This is a genomic window from Hymenobacter jeongseonensis (assembly GCF_015694725.1).
GTDB lineage: Bacteria > Bacteroidota > Bacteroidia > Cytophagales > Hymenobacteraceae > Hymenobacter > Hymenobacter jeongseonensis.
Window position 1 is genome coordinate 98,776 of sequence record NZ_JADQDQ010000006.1, and the last position, 24,219, is coordinate 122,994.

Annotated in this window: 20 protein-coding genes; 14 read left to right on the top strand and 6 right to left on the bottom strand. The window is 62.1% G+C overall.

Features of this window, described 5'->3' with window-relative positions; all coding sequences use genetic code 11:
- The first annotated feature begins 120 nt into the window (after window positions 1–120).
- The gene (locus I2I05_RS13830; RefSeq protein WP_196282861.1) at window positions 121–618 is read left to right on the top strand and encodes a carboxypeptidase-like regulatory domain-containing protein; all 498 of its coding nucleotides are present in this window, start codon (window positions 121–123) and stop codon (window positions 616–618) included.
- Window positions 619–757: 139 nt separating this feature from the next.
- Here I2I05_RS13830 and I2I05_RS13835 read toward each other — a convergent pair whose 3' ends face one another.
- A complete protein-coding gene (locus I2I05_RS13835; protein WP_196282862.1) occupies window positions 758–1,816 on the bottom strand; it encodes a response regulator in 1,059 nt (352 codons plus the stop codon).
- The gene (locus tag I2I05_RS13840) at window positions 1,794–3,404 is read right to left on the bottom strand and encodes a sensor histidine kinase (RefSeq protein ID WP_196282863.1); all 1,611 of its coding nucleotides are present in this window, start codon (window positions 3,402–3,404) and stop codon (window positions 1,794–1,796) included. Before I2I05_RS13840 ends, I2I05_RS13835 begins: the two co-directional genes overlap by 23 nt.
- Before the next feature lie 240 nt (window positions 3,405–3,644).
- Between I2I05_RS13840 and I2I05_RS13845 the strand changes: the two genes are divergently transcribed.
- The gene (locus I2I05_RS13845; RefSeq protein ID WP_196282864.1) at window positions 3,645–3,968 is read left to right on the top strand and encodes a thioredoxin; all 324 of its coding nucleotides are present in this window, start codon (window positions 3,645–3,647) and stop codon (window positions 3,966–3,968) included.
- Between the two features lie 98 nt (window positions 3,969–4,066).
- Here I2I05_RS13845 and I2I05_RS13850 read toward each other — a convergent pair whose 3' ends face one another.
- Window positions 4,067–4,453, bottom strand: coding sequence for a group III truncated hemoglobin (locus I2I05_RS13850; RefSeq protein ID WP_196282865.1), 387 nt, complete (start codon window positions 4,451–4,453; stop codon window positions 4,067–4,069).
- A 256-nt stretch (window positions 4,454–4,709) separates the two neighbouring features.
- Here I2I05_RS13850 and I2I05_RS13855 point away from each other — a divergent pair, with 256 nt between their 5' ends.
- The 6 genes from I2I05_RS13855 (at window position 4,710) to I2I05_RS13880 (ending at window position 8,999) form a co-directional block, all read left to right on the top strand.
- Complete coding sequence (locus tag I2I05_RS13855) at window positions 4,710–5,156, top strand: MarR family winged helix-turn-helix transcriptional regulator (protein ID WP_196282866.1); 447 nt, start codon at window positions 4,710–4,712, stop codon at window positions 5,154–5,156.
- 43 nt (window positions 5,157–5,199) lie between these two features.
- A complete protein-coding gene (locus I2I05_RS13860; protein ID WP_317192354.1) occupies window positions 5,200–5,634 on the top strand; it encodes an organic hydroperoxide resistance protein in 435 nt (144 codons plus the stop codon).
- Window positions 5,635–5,683: 49 nt separating this feature from the next.
- Window positions 5,684–6,679: an NADP-dependent oxidoreductase gene (locus tag I2I05_RS13865; RefSeq protein ID WP_196282867.1), complete on the top strand. Its 996-nt coding sequence runs from the start codon at window positions 5,684–5,686 to the stop codon at window positions 6,677–6,679.
- 58 nt (window positions 6,680–6,737) lie between these two features.
- On the top strand, window positions 6,738–7,418 hold the full coding sequence (locus I2I05_RS13870) for a type 1 glutamine amidotransferase domain-containing protein (protein ID WP_196282868.1): 681 nt from the start codon (window positions 6,738–6,740) through the stop codon (window positions 7,416–7,418).
- Between the two features lie 484 nt (window positions 7,419–7,902).
- Window positions 7,903–8,691, top strand: a complete 789-nt coding sequence (locus I2I05_RS13875; RefSeq protein ID WP_196282869.1) for a BON domain-containing protein — start codon at window positions 7,903–7,905, stop codon at window positions 8,689–8,691.
- An 83-nt stretch (window positions 8,692–8,774) separates the two neighbouring features.
- On the top strand, window positions 8,775–8,999 hold the full coding sequence (locus tag I2I05_RS13880) for a hypothetical protein (protein ID WP_196282870.1): 225 nt from the start codon (window positions 8,775–8,777) through the stop codon (window positions 8,997–8,999).
- Window positions 9,000–9,044: 45 nt separating this feature from the next.
- Here I2I05_RS13880 and I2I05_RS13885 read toward each other — a convergent pair whose 3' ends face one another.
- The 3 genes from I2I05_RS13885 to I2I05_RS13895 all read right to left on the bottom strand — a co-directional run bounded on the left by I2I05_RS13885 (window position 9,045) and on the right by I2I05_RS13895 (window position 12,018).
- Complete coding sequence (locus I2I05_RS13885; protein ID WP_196282871.1) at window positions 9,045–10,334, bottom strand: cation:proton antiporter; 1,290 nt, start codon at window positions 10,332–10,334, stop codon at window positions 9,045–9,047.
- Between the two features lie 156 nt (window positions 10,335–10,490).
- Window positions 10,491–11,438 carry a YitT family protein gene (locus I2I05_RS13890; protein WP_196282872.1) on the bottom strand — a complete coding sequence of 316 codons (948 nt, stop codon included), beginning with the start codon at window positions 11,436–11,438 and terminating at the stop codon, window positions 10,491–10,493.
- Between the two features lie 193 nt (window positions 11,439–11,631).
- Window positions 11,632–12,018, bottom strand: coding sequence for a hypothetical protein (locus I2I05_RS13895; RefSeq protein WP_196282873.1), 387 nt, complete (start codon window positions 12,016–12,018; stop codon window positions 11,632–11,634).
- Between the two features lie 268 nt (window positions 12,019–12,286).
- On the opposite strand from I2I05_RS13895, the gene I2I05_RS13900 reads away from it, so the two are divergent.
- The 6 genes from I2I05_RS13900 to I2I05_RS13925 all read left to right on the top strand — a co-directional run bounded on the left by I2I05_RS13900 (window position 12,287) and on the right by I2I05_RS13925 (window position 24,199).
- Complete coding sequence (locus tag I2I05_RS13900; RefSeq protein WP_196282874.1) at window positions 12,287–13,879, top strand: DUF6377 domain-containing protein; 1,593 nt, start codon at window positions 12,287–12,289, stop codon at window positions 13,877–13,879.
- Window positions 13,880–14,305: 426 nt separating this feature from the next.
- Complete coding sequence (locus I2I05_RS13905; protein WP_196282875.1) at window positions 14,306–17,425, top strand: SusC/RagA family TonB-linked outer membrane protein; 3,120 nt, start codon at window positions 14,306–14,308, stop codon at window positions 17,423–17,425.
- A gap of 13 nt (window positions 17,426–17,438) precedes the next feature.
- Window positions 17,439–19,067, top strand: a complete 1,629-nt coding sequence (locus I2I05_RS13910; RefSeq protein ID WP_196282876.1) for a RagB/SusD family nutrient uptake outer membrane protein — start codon at window positions 17,439–17,441, stop codon at window positions 19,065–19,067.
- Between the two features lie 227 nt (window positions 19,068–19,294).
- Window positions 19,295–20,461 (top strand): T9SS type A sorting domain-containing protein, encoded by a 1,167-nt coding sequence (locus I2I05_RS13915; RefSeq protein WP_196282877.1) that lies wholly within the window; start codon window positions 19,295–19,297, stop codon window positions 20,459–20,461.
- Window positions 20,462–20,544: 83 nt separating this feature from the next.
- On the top strand, window positions 20,545–22,767 hold the full coding sequence (locus I2I05_RS13920) for a T9SS type A sorting domain-containing protein (RefSeq protein ID WP_196282878.1): 2,223 nt from the start codon (window positions 20,545–20,547) through the stop codon (window positions 22,765–22,767).
- Between the two features lie 58 nt (window positions 22,768–22,825).
- Complete coding sequence (locus tag I2I05_RS13925; RefSeq protein ID WP_196282879.1) at window positions 22,826–24,199, top strand: alpha-amylase family glycosyl hydrolase; 1,374 nt, start codon at window positions 22,826–22,828, stop codon at window positions 24,197–24,199.
- The last annotated feature ends 20 nt before the right edge of the window (window positions 24,200–24,219 follow it).

Consider the following 24,219-nt stretch of genomic DNA (forward strand, 5'->3'; position numbering starts at 1 on the left):
CAATGGCAAATCCGCCTATTCACCGGCGTATTGCCGTGCTTGGGCCGAAGCCGCGCTGCCTGAGTAAGGTGCAAAACTACATTTGTATCGTTCAAACAAAACGCCAAAACAACCAGCACCATGCGCTCAATCATTACGCTCGCCGCCGCTTCGCTTTTCACTTGCCTGTCGTTCTTCAACACTCCCGCCAAAGCGCAGACGTTTGCCAGCATCAAGCCGCTAAAGACTGCTTATTCGGATACCGACAAGCCCGCGCCTGCTGCGGCCAAGGCGACTCAGAAAATGGTGCTGGTGGGCAAAATCACCAATACAGCCGGCGTATTGCCCGGCGCCGTGGTTATTATCACTGCTACCAAACAGATGGCCGTGACCAACGCCGACGGCGAATTCCAGTTTGTGATTCCCGCCAACTCCGGCCCGCTGCAAGCCCGCGTAACCTACGCCGGCTACGCCGATGAGCGCATGACCCTGAACGCCGCCGCGGCCCAATCCACGGTCAACTTGGCCAACGCTACGGTGATTGTAGTGGCCCGCAAGCAGCAGCTTAAAGTATACCTGAAACACGCCCGCAAGGAAATCAAGCACACCCTCAAGCAGGTACACCGCCACACCGCGTAAGCCACCAACGGGCTTCCGCGCCTTTTTGAGCACTTGGTGCGTCCCATAAGAAAAGCCCTGGCCTTCGGTCAGGGCTTTTCTTATGGGCAGTATTGCGGGATGCGCGAGCGGCCAAAGCGCCCCGCTGCCGGCTGTTGGCCTACCAGTTGGTGCGCCGCAGCTGCTCCGGCTGCACCACCCGGATAAACTTGTTGGTGAGCTCAATGAGGCCGTCGTGCCGGAATTCGCTCAGCGTGCGGCTGAGCGACTCGGGCGCCGTGCCAATGAGGGCGGCCATGTCGTCGCGCGAGAGGTGGATGAGCGGGTCGGCGGGGTCGAGGTGGCGCTGCTGCTCGTGCAGGCGCAGCAGGGTGTCGGCCACGCGCTTGCGCAGCGAATTGTAGGCCATATCCAGCAGCAAATTTTCCTGCTCGCGCACGCGGCCGGCCAGCAGGCGCACAAATTGCTGGCTCACATCGGGGTTGCGGTGCAGCAGCTGGGTGAAGTCGTCGGCGGGCACGTAGAGCAGCACGCTGTCTTCTACGGCCACGGCCGAGTCGTGGTGCTCGGTGCCTTCCAGCAGAGCTTTGTAGCCGAAAAAGTCGCCGGCTTGGTGGAGGCCGGTAATCAATTCCTTGCCGGTGGCGGTGGCTTTGCTGGTTTTCACCCGGCCGGCCTGCACAAAGTAGAGGCGCGTGGCCTCGTCGCCTTCGGCGTAAATAATCTGCTTGCGGGGCACAGCGTGGGGCTTGCGGTCGATGGAGAGACTGGCCAGATTGTCCATCTTCTGGGCATCGTGCAGAAACTCGTGGAGGCCGCCGGCCTGCAGGTCGTAGTCGGACTTAAGGTTTTGGAACCGGGCCAGGCGGCTGGCAATGGCACTGAGCAGTTCGCTGCTGTCGAAGGGTTTGGTAAGGTAATCGTCGGCCCCGAGCTCCATGCCGCGGCGCAGGTCGGTGCGCTCGGTTTTGGCGGTAAGAAAGATGAATGGCACCCCGGCCAGGTGCGGGTTCTGGTTGAAAATGTGCAGCACGCCGTAGCCGTCGAGCACGGGCATCATGATGTCGCACACCACCAAATCGGGTTTGGTTTCCAGCGCTTTTTCGACGCCCACTTTGCCGTTGTGGGCCGTAATAACCGCGTAGCCCGTCATTTCAAGAATTTCGGCCGTGTTTTCCCGGATGAAATCGTTGTCCTCAATCAGCAGAATGGTTTTCATAGGGAATGGTTAGGGTGACGGTGGTGCCCACGTCGAGGGTGCTTTGCAAGGCAATGGTGCCGTTCATCAGCTCCAAGTACTTGCCGATGATGTAGAGGCCCAGGCCGGTACCGGGCACGTTGGTGACGTTGCGGGCCCGGAAAAACCGTTCGAACAAGTGTTCCTGGTCTTCCTGCGAGATGCCCACGCCCTGGTCCTCCACGGCTAGGTGGAGCTGGCCATCGAGGCAGGTGGCGCGCACGCGCACCACCGAGTTTTCGCCCGAATACTTGATGGCGTTGGACAGCAGGTTGACCAGGATTTTGCGCAGCAGCGACGCGTCGAGCCACACGGCAGCCGGGCACTGCACGTCTTGCGCAATGCCTTGGCCGGGTTTAAGCAGGCCTTGCACATCAGCCACAGTGTCGTCCAGCAGTTCGGGAATGCTGGTAAGTGCCGGGTGCGCCAGCACCTTGCCCTCCTCGATGCGGCCCACCGACAGAAATTCCTCCAGGATGTCGTTCAGGTGGTTCACCGACTGCTTGATGCGGTCGAGGTGGACCAAGCGCTTGGGCTGCTGCTCGGTGGCCGGGTATTTCTCGATGAGCGACGCCGAGGTGAGTACGGCCGTGAGCGGCGTGCGGAACTCGTGCGAGGCCATGCTCACGAAGCGCGACTTCAACTCGCCCAGTTCCTGCTCGGCGGCCAGGGCTTTGGCCAGTTCGTCTTTGCGCTGCTCCAGCTGCTCCAAGGTGCTGAGCAGAGCGTGGGTGCGGTCGGCCACTTTTTGCTCCAGCTCGGCGTTGAGGCGCTCCACGCGCTGGCGCTCCGAAATCAGGGCCTGTTGGGCGTTTTTCTTGTAGGTAATATCCAGAATGTAGGACACGACGAACAGCTCCTCGTCGATGTAGAAGTAGCTCAAACTCACTTCGACGGGGAACACGGAGCCGTCTTTGCGACGAGCTTCCAGGTCACCGTTGTGGGCGCCCATGGCCCGCACCGACGGCGCCTCATTGAAGCTGGCGCGCAACGAATCGTGCCGGCGGCCGGCCGCATTGGGCACCAGCGCTTCGATAAACTGCTCCATAAGTTCGCCCTCGGCGTAGCCAAACTGCTGGTGGGCCATCTGGTTGGCCGAGAGGATGGCGCCGGCGCGGTTGCACACCACAATGCCGATGGTGGCGTTGGCAAACACGGCTTCGAAACGGCGCACGCTCTGGGCTAGCTCGCGCTCGGCCTGGTGCAGTCGGCTTTGCTCGGTGATGCGCACGAGGAAATAAGGCGCGTTGGCCGCCTCAAAATACGTGAGCTCGATGCGGGCTTGAATGGAGCCCTCAGGCCGGCTGATTTCGGTTTCGGCCTCCTGGCGGCCGGTGCGGCGGGCTTGCTCGCACAACGCCGCCCAGTCGGAGGGCGAGTAGGCTGGCGTGCGCAGCAGCCGCTTGGGCTCGGCCAGGAACTCCGCCGCCGAGCTATAGCCAAGCAGGGCAACGCCCGCCGGGTTGACCTGCGTGAACCAGCCCTGGGCCGCATCAAACACCCCCACGAACTCGGAAGCGTTGGTGATGAGAATATCAGTTAAAGCAAGCGCAAACGGGGTATCGGGCATAATCAAAACAAACAAAATTCCGGAATCCCGGTAGTCTACAACGGTTGCGCTTAGCCGGCGCGGCCACGGGTGCTGGGGGCCGCCGTTCCGCGATGTACTGATTGAGCGAAGCGGATTAAAGGTCGCCAGAAATCCCTTGGCACACCTCTTGACAAAGGTCAAGCGCCTACTTGAGAAGCCTCATAGATGAGCCCGGGCGCCGGCCGGTAATTTTACGACAAGAATATAACTTCTTCGCTGATGTCCCTTTCTTCACCCCTGCCCGTGCTGCCCTTCGACGCGGCCGTGCTGCTGGTGCTGCTGCCGTTGGTGCCCGCCGGCGAAGTACCGCCAGGCACGCAAAGCAACGCGTCGATTCGCGCCCTGCAAGGGCGCCTAGGGCCGGCTATTCGGGTACTGAAAATAGACGAAGCCAGCCACCCTGCCGTGGTGCAGAGCTTTGGCACGCCCCAGCTGCCGGCCTGTGTGCTGGTGCGCCACGGCGTGGAACTGTGGCGCCAGCACGGCCTGCCCGAAGATGAAGTGAGCCTGAGCAACCTGCTGCAGGCCGCTCAAACCCAGTAGGGCCAGGCACGCGGGCAATCGCAGCGCGGCGCCCACCCGCAACACCGCGGCGGCGCCATTCCGCGGCCGCTCGCTCATGCGGCCGCAAGAGAAAGAAATTACAGAATGGAGAGCCGGCTGGGATTCAGGCGCGCCTCGAATACCTGCGCAATGCTGCGGGCCCGCAGCTTGGCCGTTTCCGCTACCGGGCCGGCAAACAGCTGGTCCACCGTGAGAAAAAACAGCGCCAGCCAGCGCTCAAAATGCTCCCCGGCAATGGGCAGCGGAATGTGCTTGAGAAAGGGCCGGCCCTGGTACCGGCTGGTGTGCAGCAGCAAACCGCTCCAAAAATCGTACATCTTGGGCAAGTGGGCCGGCCAATCGACGTGGGCAAACCCGTTGAAAACGGGCGCCAGTAGCGGGTCGGCATTCACCTTGTCGTAAAAGGCATCCACCAGCGTTTTCACGTCGGCTTCGGTCTGAATATCCGGGCGGGACTCGGGCATGTTTTTAGCGAAAAGGAAAGGAGCTGAAGACCCCTAGAACCGCCGCTTCTGCGAATTGGTGCAGGCGGAGGGGGAACACTGGGAAGCCGCGAAAGTAACCCGTGCAGCCTCGTCGCCTGCTTCGGCTGTGCTTCGCAGGACGTGCCATTAAATTATCAGTCAACTTTCAATCAGTAGCGCGAACTCAGACAAAAATTATTTAATTGCGTACAATTAAAACTTGCGCTATCTAGTTTGGTTTAGCCTTCCGAAACCCATGAACACGCCTCCCGCTTCCGTGAACCCCGTGCAGCAACTGGAAAACCAGCTGTGCTTCCCGCTCTACGCCGCGTCGCGCATGCTAACCAAAGCGTACCAGCCCTACCTGCAGGAACTGGACCTGACGTATCCGCAATACTTGGTGCTGCTGCTGCTGTGGGAACACGACGAGCTGACGGTGAAAGCTTTGGGCGAACAATTGCTGCTGGACTCGGGCACGCTTACGCCCCTGCTTAAGCGCATGGAGCAGAAGTATTGGCTCAGCCGCCGCCGCGACCCGGCCGATGAACGCATGGTGCTCATCCGGCTGCTGCCGGCCGGGCGCGCCCTGCAGGCCCAGGCCTGCCACATTCCCGCCCAGCTGCTGGAAAAGCTCACCCTCACCCCTACCGAATTCGAAGCGTTGCGCCGCCAGCTGCAGCACATTCTAACCCAGTTGGCTTAATTCAATCACCTATTTTTTCATTCCAACCCCTTTTTTTCCTCTGATGAAAATCGAAAAAATCTTCACTGCTCAAGCCCTGGCCACCGGCGGCCGCGACGGCTCCATCACCACCACCAACGACGTGCTGAACCTCAGCCTCAGCACGCCCAAAGAAATGGGCGGCCCCGGCAAAGCCGGCGCCACCAACCCCGAGCAATTGTTTGCGGCCGGCTACGCGGCCTGCTTCGAAGGCGCCCTGGGGGTGGCCGCGCGCCAGGCTGGCGTGAAGCTGAACAACGTGACCGTGGAAGCCCTCATTGGCTTTGGCAAAGCCGAAGACGGCGGCTTCGGCATCTCGGCCGACTTGCACGTGAACCTGCCCGGTGTGGCCCAGGCGCAAGCCGACGAATTGGTGGCGGCGGCCCACGGCATTTGCCCCTATTCGCGCGCCACCAAAGGCAACATCGAAGTGAACCTCACGGCCACCACCAACGCGTAGCGCCGCATCTGCCTGCCTCAGCCGCTAGCTATTCGCCTCTTTCTGAGCTATGAAAACCCAAACCATCACCTTAGCCAGCCGCCCCAAGGGCGTGCCCACGGCCGAAAACTTCACGTTTGAAACCCGCAAACTGCCCCCGCTGGCGGCCGGCCAGGTGCTGCTGAAAACGCTGTACATATCGGTGGACCCCTACATGCGCGGGCGCATGAACGAGGGCAAATCCTACGTGCCGCCGTTTGAGTTGGGCCAGCCCATCGCCGGCGGTGCAGTGGCCGAGGTGATTGAAAGCCAAAGCGAGGCCTTGCCGGTGGGCAGCCTGGTAGTGGGAAGTTTGCCGTGGCAGGAGTTCAGCGTGGCCGATGGCCAGGGGCTGAGCCGCGTGCCGGCGGGTCCTGCGCCGGTAAGCTATTACCTGGGCTTGCTGGGCATGCCGGGCCTCACGGCCTACTTCGGCCTGCTCGACATTTGCCAGCCCAAAGCGGGTGAAACCGTGGTGGTGTCCGGCGCGGCCGGGGCCGTGGGCATGGTGGTGGGCCAGCTGGCCAAAATCCAGGGCGCCCGCGTCATCGGCACGGCCGGTTCCGATGAGAAAGTAGCCTACCTGAAGTCGCTGGGTTTCGACGAGGCCATCAATTACAAAACGGCCGACCTGCCGGCCGCGCTGGCCGCCGCCGCCCCCAACGGCATCGACTGCTACTTCGATAATGTGGGCGGCGCCATCACCGACGCCGTGTACAACCGCCTGAATAACCACGCCCGCATTGCCCTCTGTGGCCAGATTTCGAGCTACAACGCCACCGAAGCCCCAGTAGGGCCGCGCCCCGAGGGCAAGCTGCTGACTACCAGCGCCCGCCTGCAGGGCTTCATCGTGAGCAACTACCACCAGCGCTTCCCCGAAGGCGTGCAGCAGCTCAGCGAGTGGTACGCCCAGGGCAAGCTCCGCTATGAGGAAACCATCACCGAAGGCTTCGAGCAGATTCCGGCCGCGTTCCTGGGATTATTTCAGGGCGAAAACACCGGCAAAGCCATTGTGAAGGTGGCCTAAGGCCGCCCGCGGGCAGCCGGCTCCGGCCTTTCATTTTTTACTTTAAACGACGATACCGATGAAGATTCTAATGGTGCTCACTTCGCACGACGAGCTGGGCAATACGGGCCACAAAACCGGCTTTTGGCTGGAGGAATTTGCCGCGCCTTACTACGTTTTCAAAGACGCGGGCGCGGCCCTCACGTTGGCTTCGCCTAAAGGCGGCCAGCCACCCCTCGACCCCAAAAGCGACGACCCCAGCGCCCAAACGGAAGCCACGAAACGCTTCAAGCAAGACCCGGACGCCCAGCAAGCCCTCGCCACAACCGTGCAGCTGAGCACCGTAACTGCGGCGGACTACGATGCTGTGTTTTACCCCGGCGGCCACGGCCCACTCTGGGACTTGGCCGAGGACCAGCAGTCTATTGCGCTGATTGAAACGATGTATGCCGCCGGCAAGCCTGTGGCCGTGGTGTGCCACGCGCCCGGCGTGCTGCGCCACACCAAAGCCGCCGACGGCACCCCGCTGGTGCAGAATAAGCCCGTGACCGGTTTCGCCAACACCGAAGAGGAAGCCGTACAGCTGACCAACGTGGTGCCCTTTCTGGTGGAAGACATGCTGAAAAGCAACGGCGGCCAGTACTCCAAAGGCGCCGACTGGGCACCCTACGTGGTTACCGCCGGCCACCTCATCACCGGCCAAAACCCGGCTTCCTCCGAGCCCGCCGCCCAAGAACTGCTGAAGCAGCTGGCGAAGTAATTTCCTGGTTTCATTGGCTGGCGGCCCTGGTTACTCCCGAAGCAGGAGTGGCCGGGGCCGCTTTTTACTGGTGGTTTCTGCTGGTCGGTGCCCAAATCCCTCGTTCCAGCGTTGCCGGCAATCAAGCTAGCAACTGGCCATGCTTCGCCACGCGAATGGCCCTTGAGCGAGACCAACCAGCAGCACAATAACGACTAAAAACCAGAAGCATGAGGGCCGAAAACCGACCAGGTTTTCGGCCCTTTTGTGTGTCATCAGCATTGGCCAGAGGAATCTGCAATTTGACCAAAATCATAGATAAGCTTGATGATAGTCAATGACTAACGACTGGATTCGGGTGCAATTTTGTGGCGCAGTATGATTCATTTGACGGGGCCGAGCGCAGTGGCATTTTAAGTAAGTTTTCGGCTGGGCCGGCGCCCGGCGGTGGCCGAAATCCCACCGCCGGGCGCCGGTCTTTTTCCGAGTTACATCCCACCACGCCATGACTGCTTATCCTGCTTCTTTTCACAACACCCCGTCGGCAGAAACACTGGCCGCACCAAACAGCGCCCTGGACGCCAGCATCACGGCAGCCGTGGAGTTGCTGCTCATGAAAAAGGGAGTTTGCACCCGCTTGCTGGAGGTGAAGTGCCGCGAGGGAATTGTGGAGCTGGTGGGTTTCACGCACAGCTTGCTGTCGCGGGAGCGGGCCGCGTACATGGCCAAAACGGTGCACGGCGTACGCGGCGTTATCAATAAAATCAGCATCCGCACGCTGGAAATACCCGATGCGGAACTGCAGAACCGGGCCGAGCAAGCCCTGCTGCAAGACCCCGTGGCCCGTTACTACAAAGTGAGCTGCCACGGCCGCAGCGGCGAACTCACCGTGGCGGGCAGTCTGCCCTCGGAAGCCGCCCGCCAAGCGGTGCTGCGGGTACTCAAAGGGGTGTCGGGCGTGCGCCAAATTAACAACCGGCTGCGGGTGCAGGACGGCGAAACCAGGCCTTCGGACGAAGAAATCACGGCCCGCATCCAAGAATTTCTGGTTTGGGGAAATGGCGTGAAATGTCCCTTAATCCATGCCCGTACGGTGCGGGGCGTAGTGCAACTCACGGGCACGCTGGGCACCGCTGCCGAGCGCGACCAGATAGTGGCGGCCGCCTACCTGGCGGGCGCTGCCTGCGTCGATGCCCGCAATCTGGTGGTGGCGTACTGGGCTATTGACCAGACGCAACAACGCGAACGAATCAGGGCCAAACTGGACAAGCAGCTAGCCAAGACCTCGCATTAACTATTGTAAAACAATGGGTTAATACTCAATACTTCGGCTGCTCGGCACCAGTATCTATCTCGTTTTATCAAAAATATACTACTATGAATCGGTCCACCAAAAGCGCTTCCCCGTCGTTTTATAAGCGTCCCTATCACGGCGAAACACCGCCTTCCCGTTTTGCCGCGCGCAGCAGCCCCAGGCTGGGCCGCGACCGTAACCGCCCGTTGCCGGAGGAGCCGAGCCACCTGCTCGACGATACCTTGACCGAGGCCGAGGGGCTGGCCCGCAACCCTAGCTTGATGAGTATTTACGCGGGTTCGTTTTAAGCGCCGCCGCTGAAACGTGGCCGTCGCTGAACCCGTCTTGCTCCGTTATTCGGTAGCCGGGGCGGCTTGGTGCTCGGTTTCCTCGGCTAGTTCGGCCGATATTTTCCGGCCGTGGCGTCGGTCCAGCCAGTTCATCACGGGCGTGGCCAGCACGCCGTGCAGCACAATGGAAACCAGGATGGTGAACCCCAGCATGGCCCACAGCAGCCGGGCCTGCGGAAAATTGGCCTTCTCCAGCGCAAACGCAATGTAGAAGATGGAGCCAATGCCCCGAATACCGAAAAAGGAGATAACCACGCGCTCGGCCACGGTAACCCGCTTGGACCCGGCCAGCGTGAGCATGCCGCCCAAAGGCCGCAGCACCAGCAGCAACAGCAGCCCCCCCGCCACGGCCTGCCAGGTGAGCGGCGCCAGCAGCCCCCCCGCAATGGCTCCGCCGAAGAGAATGAGAATAATCACAATCAGCAGGCGCTCCATCTGGTCGGTGAAGGCGTGCATTTGCCGGTGGTATTCGTGCTTGCGCTCGCGGCTGCGCAGCGTGACGGCGGCCACAAACACCGCCAGAAAGCCGTAGCCTTGCAGCAGCTCCGTCACGCCGTAGCTGGTGAGCGTGACGGCCAGCGCCACAAAGCCGTAGGCACTAGCCTTGACGCTGATGCGCTTGGGCAGGTTGAAAATGAGGTAGGCCAGCAGCCGGCCCGACAGCCAGCCCAGCGCCACGCCCGCCGCCACGCGGTAGAGCACATCCATCCACAGCCAGTGCAGCAGGCGGTCAGTCATCGGCAGGGCATCGGGCAGCAAGGCCAGCGCCAGCCACACAAACGGAAAGGCCAAGCCGTCGTTCAGGCCGGCTTCGCCGGTGAGGGCAAAGCGTACGTTGTCTTCGCGGCCTTCGCCGGGGTCGCCCACCTGCACGTCGCCGGCCAGCACGGGGTCGGTGGGCGCCATGGCGGCCGCCAGCAGCACCGCCGAGGGCAGGGCCAGGCCCATCAGCGTCCAGCCGGCCAGCGTGAGGCCGGCAATGGTGAAGACCATCAGGAGCAGCACCAGCCGCAGGGGCGTGCGCCACGCACGCAGCGAAAACGGCCGGTCGATTTTTAATCCGGTGCCCGTCAGGGCCACAATCACGCAGAGCTCGGACAAATGCGTCGCAATTTTGGGGTGCTCGAAAGGGTCGGCGGACGGCAGCCCAATCGGCAGCGAGAACACGCCCAGGCCCAGCAAAATGTAGAAAATAGGGTACGAAAGCGGGTACTTTTCGAGCAGCGACGGCAGCCAGGCCACGCCCAGAATGGCCACGCCCAGCAACACCAGAGCAACGTTGTAGAATGACATAGAAACGAATGTTAGCGCCAGGCAAAACCACCCGCGTGGCGGGCTACAGAACTGGTTACCCCACGGGTTTAATACGGTGACTCGGCAGTAAACAGCAAAATCCCAGACCAAAAGCCTGGGATTTTGTATTCAATTACGTACTTAATAAAGCCGGTTTTAGTGCAGCGGGCGGCGTTTTACGAGGCCGCCCTTGGTTTCGCGCACGCTGTGCATCACGACGAAGGCCTGCGGGTCGATTTGGTCGATTTCTTCCTTCAGGCGCGTGACTTCCAGACGGGTGGTTACCGTGAAAATGATGTCGATGGCCTCGCGGGCGTGGCCGTGCGAGCCAAAGCCCCGGCGGCCGGCGTAAATGGTGGCGCCGCGCCCGAGCTTTTCGGTGAGCATGGTGCGGATGGCTTCGCTCTGGGCCGAGATAATGGTGACGCCGGTGTACTCCTCGATGCCTTCGATGATAAAATCAATCGTTTTGGCGGCCGAGAGGTAGGCCAGGATGGAATACAGCGCGGTTTCGACGGAGAGCAGGATTGCCGCCGCGCCGAAAATCACTAGGTTGATGAGCAGAATAACGTCGCCAACCGAGAGGGCCGTTTTTTTGCTCAGGTACAAAGCCAGCACTTCGGTGCCATCCAGCACGGCCCCGCCGCGCACGGTGAGCCCGATGCCAGCGCCGAGGAAAAACCCGCCAAACACGGCAATCAGCAGCTTGTCATTGGTCAGGGTTGGGAAGGAAATGACGAGCAGCGCCCCGGCCAGCGCCACAATGGCCACCAGCGTTTTCAGGGCAAAGGTGCGGCCCAGCTGGTAGTAGCCCATCACGATAAAGGGCAGGTTGAGCAGCACAATCAGCACCGAGACCGAAACCCCGGAAAGCTGGTTGCCCAGCAGCGAAATGCCGGTTACGCCCCCGTCGATGAAGCCGTTAGGCAGCAGAAATCCTTTTAGGCCCAACGCGGCCGAGAGCACGCCCATGGCCATGAAAGCAAACTGCACAAAGTAGCGACGCAGCGGCAGGCCCGTGGCCGGCCCCAAGGCCCCTGGCAAAGTCGTTGCGTTCTGGCCGGGCGGGGGCCCGGGCGCGTTCGCTTGGAGGGAATGTTCCATGGATTGGGAGGTAATAAATGAGGGAAGCAACATACTTACTAATAGGATACAGAGGGCCGGTTGGCCGGCGGCGGCTCACGCAGTAGCAGCCCCAGCCGGGTGGCCCCTTAGAAAAAATACGCCCAAGCAGCTGGCTCCGCGCACCCGAAAGCAGCGGCCACCAGAGTCGGACGGCACCAACAAGCAGTTGAGACTAAGGCGCGTTCGGGGAAAGCACCGGCCGCAGCAGCCGCGCCCGAATGCCCGCTGGCAGCGCCCGGGGCCGCGCCACGGGCAACAGGCCCGCCGTGAGCACCGCGGCCGCCCGGTGGAAGGCCAGGGCTGCTCCCAAATACGCGGGCCCCGCGGGCACCAGCGGCGGCAAGCCTGGGTCCTGAGCCTCTACCGCAACCAGCGCCTGGCCTTGCAACTGACTCAGCAGCAGCGCAGCGGGCGAGGGCGTGTGGTCGGCGGCCCGCACCGTACTGAATTCCCCTGCCGCCGCGGCCGCTACGGGCCGTGGCCCGGCCAATGCGCCCATCCACAGCACCAGCAGGGCAGTGAATCGGAGGAGAAAGGCGGCAGGGAACAAGTTCGGCACAGTAGCAAATCGGGGGCCGGCGCACAAGACGCGGCTTGGTACTCAACGGGCGGTTGGTAAATTTAGTTAAAACCAAGTGGGCCGAACGGCAAGCGTTGCGCGGCGGTTGCCGCGGGTGCCGGCACGGGCCAGGTAGGTCAAGCCGGCTCGGTGCGGGGTCCGGTTCGGTAAGGCTCGGCTTAACTATTCATTACTTTTGACGAGGACAGGTTACGAATATCATCTGGTGAAGCGCTTCTTTTTCTTCTTCTGCGGGCTGCTATTTAGTATGCTGCCCGCCCATGCCTTTTCCAACGCCGAAGCGGCCGACAGCTTGCTTACGGTGCTGAACGAGGCGCTGGCCCAAAAAAAGCACTACGACGGGCAGCGCCTGAATCGCATTGCCGTGCTGACGGCGGATTTTGCTTCCTCGGAAGTAAACAACAACACGAAGTTTGACCTGGGGCTGAGGATTTACGACGAATACAAAGCGTTCAAGTACGACTCGGCCTTCGTTTACTGCCAGAAGATTACGCGCCTGGCCGAGCAGCTTGGCAACCCGGAGAAAATCGAAGTAGCCAAGCTGAAGCTTGCTTTCGTGCTGCTCTCATCGGGCTTGTTCAAGGAGACGTTTGAAACGCTCGACAGCATCGACCCTGGCCAGCTGGCAGAAACCGACAAGCAGAGTTTCTATTTCCTGAAAGCCCGGGCGTTCAGCGACCTCGGCGATTTTAACCAGGACCAGACGTACCGGCCGGCCTATTACACGAAGGCTCTGGCGTATGCCGATACAGCCCTGCGGTTTAGCCGGCCCGGCTCCTACGAGTACCTGTCGGTGCAGGAGTTTCGGGCCCAGAAGACCAACAACTTGCCAGCCGGCGCCGCCGTCTACCGCCAGATACGCGCCCTGCCCCGCCTCACGCTGCACCAGCTGGCGGTGAGCGCCAGCACCACGGCCTACCTCTACGAGCTGGCGGGCCAGGGCAACAAAGCGTTTGAGCTGCTGCTGGTGTCGGCCATCGCCGACGTGAAAACGGCCACCAAGGAAACCACGGCCATCTTTAAGCTCTCGGACTACTGCTACCGGCAGGGCGACTTGAAAAATGCTTACACCTTCATCAAGGAAGCCCGCGAAGACGCGGCGTTCTACAAAGCCCGGCAACGGCAGATTGAGATGAGCCACGTCTCCTCCATCATCGAAGGGCAGAAAATCAATATCATTGAAAACCAGCGCAAGTCGCTGAAAACCTACGCCATTATCATGACGGCGCTGGCCGGGGTCGTCATCGGTTTTGCCGTGGTCAGCGTCCGGCAGCTGCGGAAGCTGCGCAGAGCCGGACGGCTGATTTTTGCCACCAACCAGCAGTTGCGGGACCGCAACGGCGAGTTGCGGCAACTGAACAACGGCCTGAACGAGGCCAATAAAATCAAGGAAGAGTACATCGGCTTCTACTTTCACAACAACTCGCAGTACATCGACAAAATCGAGGCACTGAAGAAGCGGCTGGATAATTTGCTCAGCAGCAAGCAGTACGCGGGGGTGCAGAAGCTGATTGACGGCGTGAACATCAAAACCGAGCGCAACGACCTGCTCAAGGGCTTCGACACCGTGTTTCTGCGCCTGTTCCCCAACTTCATCACGCAGTTCAATGCGCTGTTCCACGAAGAGGAGCGCATCAAGCTTGGGGAAGACCAGTTGCTGACCACAGAATTGCGCATTTTTGCCCTCATCCGCTTGGGCATCGACGACAGCGAACAAATCAGCCGCATGCTAGGCTACTCCATCAACACGATTTACACTTATAAAACCCGCGTGAAGAACCGCTCCTTCCTTCCCAACGAGGAGTTTGAAGCGCGCATCCAAGCCATCCAAGCGGTTTAGAAAATGACGGTCGCAAGGCGCTAATTTTAGCCGCGTGCCTCTGGTTTGGCTCAGTCAGGCCGGGTCAGAAATCGATGCCGGACATACGGCCGGGAGGTGCTCAGGGTATGGGTGCACCCGATAGAAAAGGCGGTAATACCAGAGGGCTTCGGCCCTTTTTTTATGGAATAAATCGTGCCAACCGGCTATATCAGCCTTATATTTAAGGCCCTCATTTATGATATAATTATTTATAAATCAATAATTTGAACAGGAAGCGGGTTAATATTTTTCATACTGTAGTTTGACAAGTTTTACGCGGCTAAGGGTGCCTCTAGTTTTGTCCGGCAACATTGCCGCAAACGATTTCTGCTCCTGCCATTTGCTCCGGCCACAGTAGCCGTTCCCGGCCCCCCTAATCCCTATCCGCCACCTAACCTCCCACCCATGGCTCATCTGTTACCACCAATCCTTAGCCGCCATCTGCTCCGAGCCTCGGTGCTGACCTCGGTGCTGGGAAACTTGGCTGCCAGCACTACGTTTGCCCACTCGGCCAGCGCGGTGCCGCTCCCGGCTTTCGCAGCTATCAGCTCTTCCAACGTGCTGGCCGATGGCAGCATCACCGGGCGCGTTGTTGATGCCAAGGGCGAAGGCATTCCCGGCGTCACGGTGCTGGTGGAAGGCACCACGCTCGGGGCATCAACCGACGCCAACGGCTCCTTCACCATTGCCAACGTGCCGGCCGGCCCGCACAACTTGGTGTATTCGTCCGTGGGGCTGAATTCGAGCCGCGTGGCAGTAACCGTGGTGGACGGGCAGACCGCCCAGGTGGCCCCAACCACGCTCACCGAGAACGCCACGCAACTAAACGAAGCCGTGGTGGTGGGCTACGGCACAGCCCGCCGCCAAGACGTAACCGGCTCGGTAGCCACCATCACCACCAAGGATTTCGTGAAGGGGCAGGTTACCTCGCCCGAGCAGCTCATTCAGGGCAAGCTGGCCGGGGTGCAGATTACCACCGGCGGCGGCGCGCCCGGCGAAGTGGGCGTGATTCGCATCCGCGGCGGCTCGTCGCTCAACGCCAGCAACGACCCGCTTATCGTCATCGACGGCGTGCCCGTGGACAACAGCGGCATCAACGGCGCGGGCAACCCGCTCTCGCTGGTCAATCCCAGCGACATCGAAACGTTTACGGTGCTGAAGGACGCCTCGGCCACGGCCATCTACGGCTCGCGGGCCTCGAACGGCGTTATCCTCATCACCACCAAAAAGGGCGTGGACGGCGAGAAAACGCGGGTGAACCTCACCTCGCAGGTGTCGCGCTCGACGAACTACGGCAAGGTCGATGTGCTTGACGGCGCCGCCTACCGCAACCTCTACAACGCGGCCCGGGCCGATGGCAGCATTCCGGCCGGTGCACCGTCCTACATCGGCACGGCCAACACGGACTGGCAGGACGCCATTTACCGCACGGCTTGGACCACCGACAACACCGCGAGCGTCACCGGCAGTGTGAAGCACGTGCCCTACCGCGTATCGGTGGGCTACTTGGGCCAGCAGGGCACGCTGCGCACCGGCAACCTCAAGCGCAACTCGGCCTCTATTGGCCTCTCGCCCAAGCTGTTCGACAACCACCTGCGGGTGGACGTGAACGTGAAGGGTACCTGGGCCGACTACCGCTTTGCCGACCAGGGCGCCATCGGCGCGGCCGTGCGCTTCAACCCCACCCAGCCCATCCGCAGCGGCAACGACGACTTTAACGGCTACTACGAATGGCTCGACCCGGCCAACGGCACCACGCCCTACTCCCTCTCCGACCGCAACCCGCTGGCGCTGCTGAATGACAAGCGCGACCGCAGCAGCGTGAAGCGCAGCATCGGCAACGTGCAGTTCGACTACTCGCTGCACTTCCTGCCCGACCTGCACGCCAACGTGAACTTGGGCTACGACATTTCGCGCAGCGCCGGCACCGTGGACATTCCGGCCACGTCCTCGCTGGCCTACGTGGCCGACCCGCTGCTGCGTGGCGAGATGCGCCGCTACCGGCAAGAGAAAAACAACAAGCTGCTGGAAACTTACCTCAACTACGCCAAGCAAATCGGCGACCACCGCGTGGAGGCGCTGGCCGGCTACTCGTACCAGGACTTCTACACCTACAGCCCGTTCTACCGCACGTTCACGGCGGCGGGCACGCTGCGCGACCCCACGGCCCCGGCTGGCAACCCCGGCAAGACGCAGTACACCCTGCTCTCCTACTACGGCCGGGTGAACTACAATTTCAAAGACAAGTACCTGCTCACGGGTACGCTGCGCGCCGATGCGTCCTCGCGCTTTAGCCCCGAAACCCGCTGGGGCTACTTCCCGGCCGGCTCGGTGGCCTGGCGCGTGAACCAGGAAGCTTTCCTAGCCGATTCCAAAACCGTGTCGGACCTGAAGCTGCGCGTGAGCTACGGCATCACGGGCCAGCAGGACGTGGCGGGCGTGGCCGGCGACTACCCCTACCTAGGCGGCTACAAGCAGGAAGGCGGCTCGGTGCGGCAGATTTTTGGCAACGACACCATCTTCACGCTGCGCCCCGCGCCCTACGACCGCAACCTGAAGTGGGAGGAAACCACGACCTACGACGCCGGTATTGACTTTGGCTTATTCAGCAACCGCCTGACGGGCTCGGTGGACGTGTACCTGCGCAAAACCAACGACTTGCTGGCCGTGATTCCCATCAGTGTGGGCACCAACTTCAGCAACACGCTGCTCACCAACATCGGCAACCTGGAAAACCGGGGTGTGGAGCTGGCCTTGAACTACAACGTGCTGCGCGGCGAGCGCCTCAACTGGTCGGTGAACTTCAACGCGACCATGAACCGCAGCAAAATCACGAAGCTGACCCAGGTGGAAGACCCCGCCTACCAAGGCACCCCCATTGGCAACGTGGGCAACTTCCAGTTCGTGCAGATTAACACCGTAGGCTACGCGCCCAACACCTTCTTCCTCTACAAGCAGAAGTACGACGACAGCGGCAAGCCCCTGCAAGGCCCCACCAACAGCGCCAGCCCCCTGCAGTACGAAGACCTGAATGGCGACGGCGAGATAAACGAGCGTGACCGGGTGCGCTCTGAGTCGCCCGCCCCGAAGGCCATTCTGGGCTTCAGCTCCAACCTGAGCTACGGCAAAGCCAGCCTGGCCTTCACGCTCCGCTCCAACCTGGGCAACTACGTGTACAACAACGTGGACGCCGGCCAGGGCAACTACTACGGCCTAAACACCGGCCTGGGCTACTCGGCCAACGTGGTGCCCAACATCTACCTGAGCGGCTTCCGCGCCGGCCAGCCCTACAGCGACTTCTACCTGCAAGACGCCTCGTTTGTGCGCCTACAGAACGTGACGCTGGGCTACGATTTCGGCAGCCTGCTCACGACCGACTCCAACCTGCAAGTCTCGCTGGCCGGCACCAACCTGCTGGTGCTAACCAAGTACACCGGCCTCGACCCCGAGCGGGCCTTCGGCATCGACAGCAATTTCTACCCGCTGCCCCGCACCCTCACGCTGGGCGTCAACTTCGGCTTCTAATCGCGCTTTCTCTATGAAATCCCACCCCCTCCTGCGCCGGGCCGGCCTTGCCGTGGCCGTAGCGGCTTCCCTGCTCACCGGCGGCCTCGCGTCCTGCACCAAGGACCTCGACCGTCTGCCTTTTTACGACCTCAACACCGAATCGGTGTACCGCGACCCGGCCAACCACGTGCGGGTGCTGGCCAAGCTCTACGCCGGCTTCAACCTCTCGGGCGACCCCGGCCAGCCCGACGTATTTGCCGGCCAAGGCAAAGACGAAGGGGAAACCTCCTACCTGCGCGCCTACTGGTACCTGCAAGAGCTGGTGACCGACGAGGCCGTGGTGGCCTGGAACAGCGTGCCGCTGCAAGAGCTGAACCGCACCACCTGGTCGTCGAGCAATGACCTTATCAACAACAGCTACACCCGCATTTTCTACGAAATCACGCTCTGCAACGAGTTTATCCGCGAAACCAGCGACGACAAGCTCAGCACCCGCGGCATCACGGGGACCGACGCCGACAATGCCCGCACCTACCGCGCCGAAGCCCGATTCCTGCGGGCGCTGGCCTACTACCACGCCCTCGACCTGTACGGCAACGTGCCCTTCGTGACCGAAGCCGACGAACCCGGCAAAACGCTGCCCAAGCAAACGACCCGCGCAGCGCTGTTCGGCTACATCGAGTCGGAGCTGAAAGGCATTGAGGCGGCGCTGCGGCCCGCTCATTCGGCTCCCTACGGCCGCGCCGACCAGGGTGCTGCCTGGGCGCTGCTGGCCAAGCTGTACCTCAATGCTGAGGTGTATACTGGCACCGCCCGCTACACCGACTGCATCACCTACTGCAACAAAATCACGGCCACCAACTATGCATTGGCACCAGAATACCGCCTGCTGTTCCTGGCCGACAACAACGTGACGGCCGCCTCGGAAATCATTTTCCCCATCACCAGCGACGGCCGCGCTACCCAGAGCTACGGCGGCACCACCTACCTCATCCACGCCGCCATCGGCGGGCGGATGTTGGGCAGCGGCTTCGGCGTGAACAGCGGCTGGGCCGGCAACCGCACCCGCCGCAACCTGCCCCTGCTGTTCCCCACCGTGCCGGGCCAGTTTGATACCCGCGCCATGTTCTTCACCAACGGCCAGAACCTGGAAATCGCCGACCTGACCCTCTTTACCGATGGCTACGGCGTGACGAAGTGGCGGAACAAGACCTCGACCGGCGCCGACGGCTCGGACCCGGGCGGAACGTTTGTCGACACCGACTTTCCGCTGCTCCGCCTCGGCGACGTGTACCTGATGTACGCCGAAGCCGTGCTGCGCGGCGGCACCGGCGGCAGCCAAACCCAGGCCCTGACCTACGTGAATGCCCTGCGTGACCGCGCCTATGGCAACACGGGCGGCACCACCGCCGGCCGCATCACAGCGGCCGAACTCACAACCGACTTCCTGCTTGAGGAGCGGGGCCGGGAGCTGTACTGGGAAGCCACGCGCCGCACCGATTTGGTGCGCTTCGGCAAGTTCACCAGCGGCAGCTACCTGTGGCCGTGGAAGGGCGGCGTGGCCAACGGCCAGGGCATCGACGCCAAGTTCAACCTGTTTCCGCTGCCGTCGGCCGACCTCGTGGCCAACCCCACGCTGGCGCAAAACCCCGGCTACTAAGCCGCGAGCGCAGCTGCTTCTAGTTCAGGACTTAAGGCCTAGCCCTCCACAGGTGGGAAAACGGGTGGAAACCTCGGATGGCATTGGTACTGCCAGCTTTAGGAGGCCCACCAGGCTTTAAGCCCTGAACCGGAAGAACTGCCGAGTGCGGCCCGGCAGCGCACCCCGCTGGCCCGCATTTGGCCCAATCACGCATTTCCCACCCACCCTTTTACTGGTCTAACGTCATGAAAAAAACATTTACGCTCGTTTTGGCCGCTACGCTAGCGGCGGCCTCATTCAGCGCCCAGGCGCAGATTACCCTGGATGGCATCATCTCGGCCGGCGAAATTGGCACCACACCGGGCAAGTACGCCTCACTGGGGGCCTTCACGCCCACCCACGTGGGCGACGCCGGCTTCGGCTTTGCCGGCCTGCTACGGATGTACGGCGCCAACAGCAGCACTAAACTCTACATCGGCCTGGCCGGCACTATTGAGGCCGGGGGCAACAACTTCCAGCTATACATGGACTTGCCCAACAAAACCGGCGTGCCCGTGGGCACGGGCCTGCCCGCCATTGCAGGCGCTACCACGGTATTTGGCACGTTTGCCGGCGGCAGCATCGGCGGAACCAAGCTGGAACTGGAAGCGGATGCGGCCATTGCCACCACCGGCAACGGCGACGTGCAAGCCGCCATCTACACGGCCACCACGGGCGTGGCCAAGTCGCTCGGCGACGGCCTGAGCGCCACCACGACTAAAGACGGAGTGCCCAACACCTTGCCCAGTTCTTCGACCACCGGCGCCTACAGCCTGTTTGCGGGCACCCGCGTGGCTTACCTAGCCCCCACGGGCAACATCACCACCAACCCCGGCAACGCCAACGGCGGCGGAGAAGGCTCCTACGCCCTGGAATACGAGTTTGACCGCGCCGCCCTGGGCCTGCCTTCGGGCGCGTCCATCGTACGCGTGATGGCGGCTTACGTGAGCGGCGACGCCTTTTGGTCGTCGGATGTGATTCCGGAAGTGACCGGCAACAACAACACCAACCTCGGTTTTAGCCCTGACTTTACGGACAACACGAAACTTCCCGGCACCCAGGCCGCTACGGTGAACGTGACCGTGCTCAGCAGCCGCAGGGCCGATGAGGCCGTGGTAGCCATGAGTGTGTTCCCCAACCCGGCGCAGGGCGAATCCACGATTTCCTACCAAGTGCAGGGCCGCGCCCAAGCCGTGGCCGTGCGCGTCACCGATTTGCTGGGCCGCGAGGTCCGCACCCTCGTCAATGCCCAGCAGCGGGTAGGGTTTCACGAACTGAAGGTGGCCACCGGTGACCTGGCCGTGGGCGCTTACCTGGTGAAGGTGCAGGTGGGCGATAAGGTTGCCACTCGTCGTCTGGCGGTAACCCGCTAGCCTTTTTTATAAGCCATTAAACTGTTTTGAATTAGCAGAGTGGGTGGCAAGCTCGTTATAATTTCCACTTTCCATTTTCCTTAATGCCTATATCCTTTTCTCCACGGATTACGGGCCGCCTGCTTGGGCTGGCGACAGCCGTACTTGGCCTCAGCGCCACGGCTTCGGCCCAAACGCGGGTGCTGTTCGTGGGCAACAGCTTCACACACGGCCAGTACGCGCCGGCGCTCAACTACAACGCCGCGGCCATCACCGATGTGAATTTTGGCCTGCCCGCCACCAACCCCCGCGCCCACGACCCGGGCATGCCGGCTGCTTTTGGCGGCGTGCCCGGCATTTTCAAGAAATTCACCACGCAGGCCGGGCTGAATTATGACGTGCACATTGAGGCGGTGAGCGGCAAGTCGCTGGAGTTTCACAACACCAATGCCCTGTCGGTCATCGCGCAGCCGGGCTGGGACAAAGTGGTACTGCAGGAACAAAGCACCCGCCCCACGCCCACCGCCCGCGGGGGCAACCGGGCGCTGTTCTACACCTATTCCACGCTGCTGGAGCAGGCCATTCACGGGGCCAGCCCCGCCGCGCAGGTGTACCTGCACGGCACCTGGGCCCGGCCCGACTTTACCTATCCGGCCGGCAGCCGCTACGCCGGCCTGCCCATCGACTCGATGGCCCAGGACCTGCACAATAGCTACTACCAAGCGTTTGCCACCAATGGCCGTTTCGCCGCCGTGGCCCCGGTGGGCGATGCCTGGCTGCGCGCCATCACGGCGGGCGTGGCCGTACGCAACCCGTACACGCCCGATGCCAGCAAAATCAACCTGTGGGCCTCCGACCAGGTGCACGCCAGCAAATGGGGCAGCTACCTCAGCGCCTTGGTGCTGTTTCACCAACTCACCAACGTGGACCCGCGCACCCTCGGGGCCGCCGAGGTGGCGGCTATAGACTTAGGCATTACGCCTGCCGACGCCGCGGTCCTACAACAGATTGCCTATGAGCAAGTAGCACTGCCCACCAACGCTACCGCCTTCACGCCCGGCAACGTGGCCGTGGTGCGGGTGGGCGATGGCACGGCCACGCTCACCACCGCCGCCACCGCTGAGTTTGTGGATGAGTACACGCTGGACGGCACGCTGGTGCGCAGCATTGCCATGCCCACGGCCGACAACGGCACCGCGCTGGCCTTCACCAACAGCGGCACGGCCACTTCGGACAACATCACCCGCTCGGCCGACGGCCGCTACCTGCTGCTGACCGGCTACAACGCCGTGCCCGGCACGGCCGCCATCGTGACGAGCACCAACAGCGGCACCACCAACAACCGCTTGGTGGCCCGCATCAGAGCCACGGGCACGGTGGAAACCAACACCCGCATCAACGATGCCTTTTCGGGCTCCAACATACGCTCGGCGGTGAGTACCGATGGCAGCGCGTTTTACGTGTCGGGCGGCAACAGCGGCATTCGCTACGTGCCCTTTGGCAACGCCGGGCCGACGACGGCGCTGAGCAGCGGCCCGGTGGTGAATTTCCGCATTCTAGGCATTGCCGGGGGCAACCTCTACGCCACCTCGGCCACGGGGTCCAACTACGGCCTGAACCAGATTGGCACGGGCTTGCCCACGGCGGCCGGCGCAGCCGTCACGCTGCTACCGGGCTTCCCCACGGCCAGCGTCGCCAGCCCCTACGGCTTCTACTTTGCCGACCTAAGCGCCACCGTACCGGGCTTGGATGTGGTGTACGTGGCCGATGATGCGGCCACCGGCGGCATCCGGAAATGGAGCCTCGTGGACGGTATCTGGATGCTTAACGGCACCGTTGGCGGCTCGGCTACGGCGCTCTTGCGCGGCCTCACGGGCCAATTGGTTGGCACGGCGGTGCAGCTGGTAGCCAGCGGCGGCGGCGGTCTGTATACCATCACCGACCAAGCCGGTTACAACGTGGCACCCAGCACCAATGCCCTGCCCGCGCCCTTCGTGCCGCTGGCGGCCAATACTTCCTTCCGGGGCGTGGCCTTTGCGCCGATGGCCACGGCGCTGGCCGCGGCCCAGCCGGCGGCTGCGCCCCAGGTAGGCGTGTTTCCCAACCCGGCCACCAACCAAATTACCATGCAACTTGGTGGGCTGAATGGGCCGGTGGGGACGGTACGAGCCACGCTGCTCAATATGCTGGGCCAAGTGGTGGCCGAGCAGCAGGGCACGGGCAGCTTGCTGACATTCAACGTAAACGCTGTGGCCAACGGGGTGTACCTGTTGCGCCTGCAAACGGCCGCCGGCACAACCAGTCGCCGGGTGGAGGTGCGGCGGTAGGTAGCTGCGCAAGGCCTCGCTGCTTCAGGGTGCGCCAAGCATAACACAAAAGTATCTTATGAATAAAAGCACCTTTTTTTCCTCCCTGACGCTGCTGGCCGGTTTGATTGGGGCGGGCTCGGCCGGAGCCCAAACCGCGGCAAAAGTTGCATCCAAAGACCCCGCACCATATGGCAAGCCCTTCGCCGGCGTGCCGGCCAGCCAGAACGCGACCATCTACCAGGTCAACATGCGTGGGTTTAGCCAGGAAGGGACTTTTCGGGGCGTGCTGGCCCGAATGGATTCCATCAAAGCGCTGGGGGTGAACGTAGTGTATCTGATGCCCATTTTCCCCATTGGGAAGCTACGGGCGGTGGATTCGCCGTTTGCAGTGCGCGACTACACGGCAGTAAATCCGGAGTTCGGCACGCTGGCCGACCTGCGCGCGCTGGTGGACGCCGCCCACTCCCGCGGCCTGGCCGTGATGCTGGACTGGGTGGGCAACCACACTAGCTTCGACCACGCCTGGGTTGCGCAGCACCCCGACTGGTACGTGCACGACGCCAGCGGCGCCATCGTGAACCCGATTCCGGAGTGGAAGGACATTGCCCAGCTCGATTTTGCCAAGCCCGCGATGCGGGCCGCCATGATTAGCGCCCTGCGCTACTGGGTGTTCGCGGCCAACATCGACGGCTACCGCTTCGACTACGCGGATGGGCCGACGCAGGCGTTTTTCACGGAGGCCCTGCAAAATCTCAACAGCATCAAAACCCACAAGCTGCTGCTGCTGGCCGAGGGCGATAAAAAGAAGTACTACCTGAAAGGCGGCTTCCAGATGTGCTACGATTTCGGCTTCATCAACGTGCTCAAGCACGACATCTTTGCTCAGGGCAAAAGCGTGAAGCTCATCGACTCGGTGAACACGGCCAACTACCGCGACACCCCGCCCTCGGCCCGCATGCTGCGCTACACTTCCAACCACGACGTTAACGCTTGGGAAGGCACGCCACAGCAGCTGTTTGGGGGCGAGCGTGGGTCCATGGCCGCTTTTGTGGTGGCGTCCTACATGAAGGCCGTGCCCCTGATTTACAATGGCCAGGAAGTGGGCCACCCCGAGCGCATCCCCTTCATGGGGCCGCGCAAGCCCATCAACTGGGCTGTGAAATCGCCACTGACCCAGGAATACAAGCGGCTAATTCGCTTCCGCAACGGCAGCAACGCCGTGCGCAACGGCGCGTTGGCCTCGTATAGCACCGACGACGTATGCGCCTTTACCAAAATCGACGGCAACGAAAAGGTACTGACGCTGGTGAACCTCCGCAATGCCCCGGTTAGCTACCAGGTGCCCGCCAGCGTGGGCGCCGCCGGCTGGCGCAATGCGTTCGACGGCCAGTCCGTTGCGCTGTCTCAATTGACTTTACAACCTTTCCAATACCTTATTCTAACAAAGTGACTGGTGGCAGCCGGCCCCCC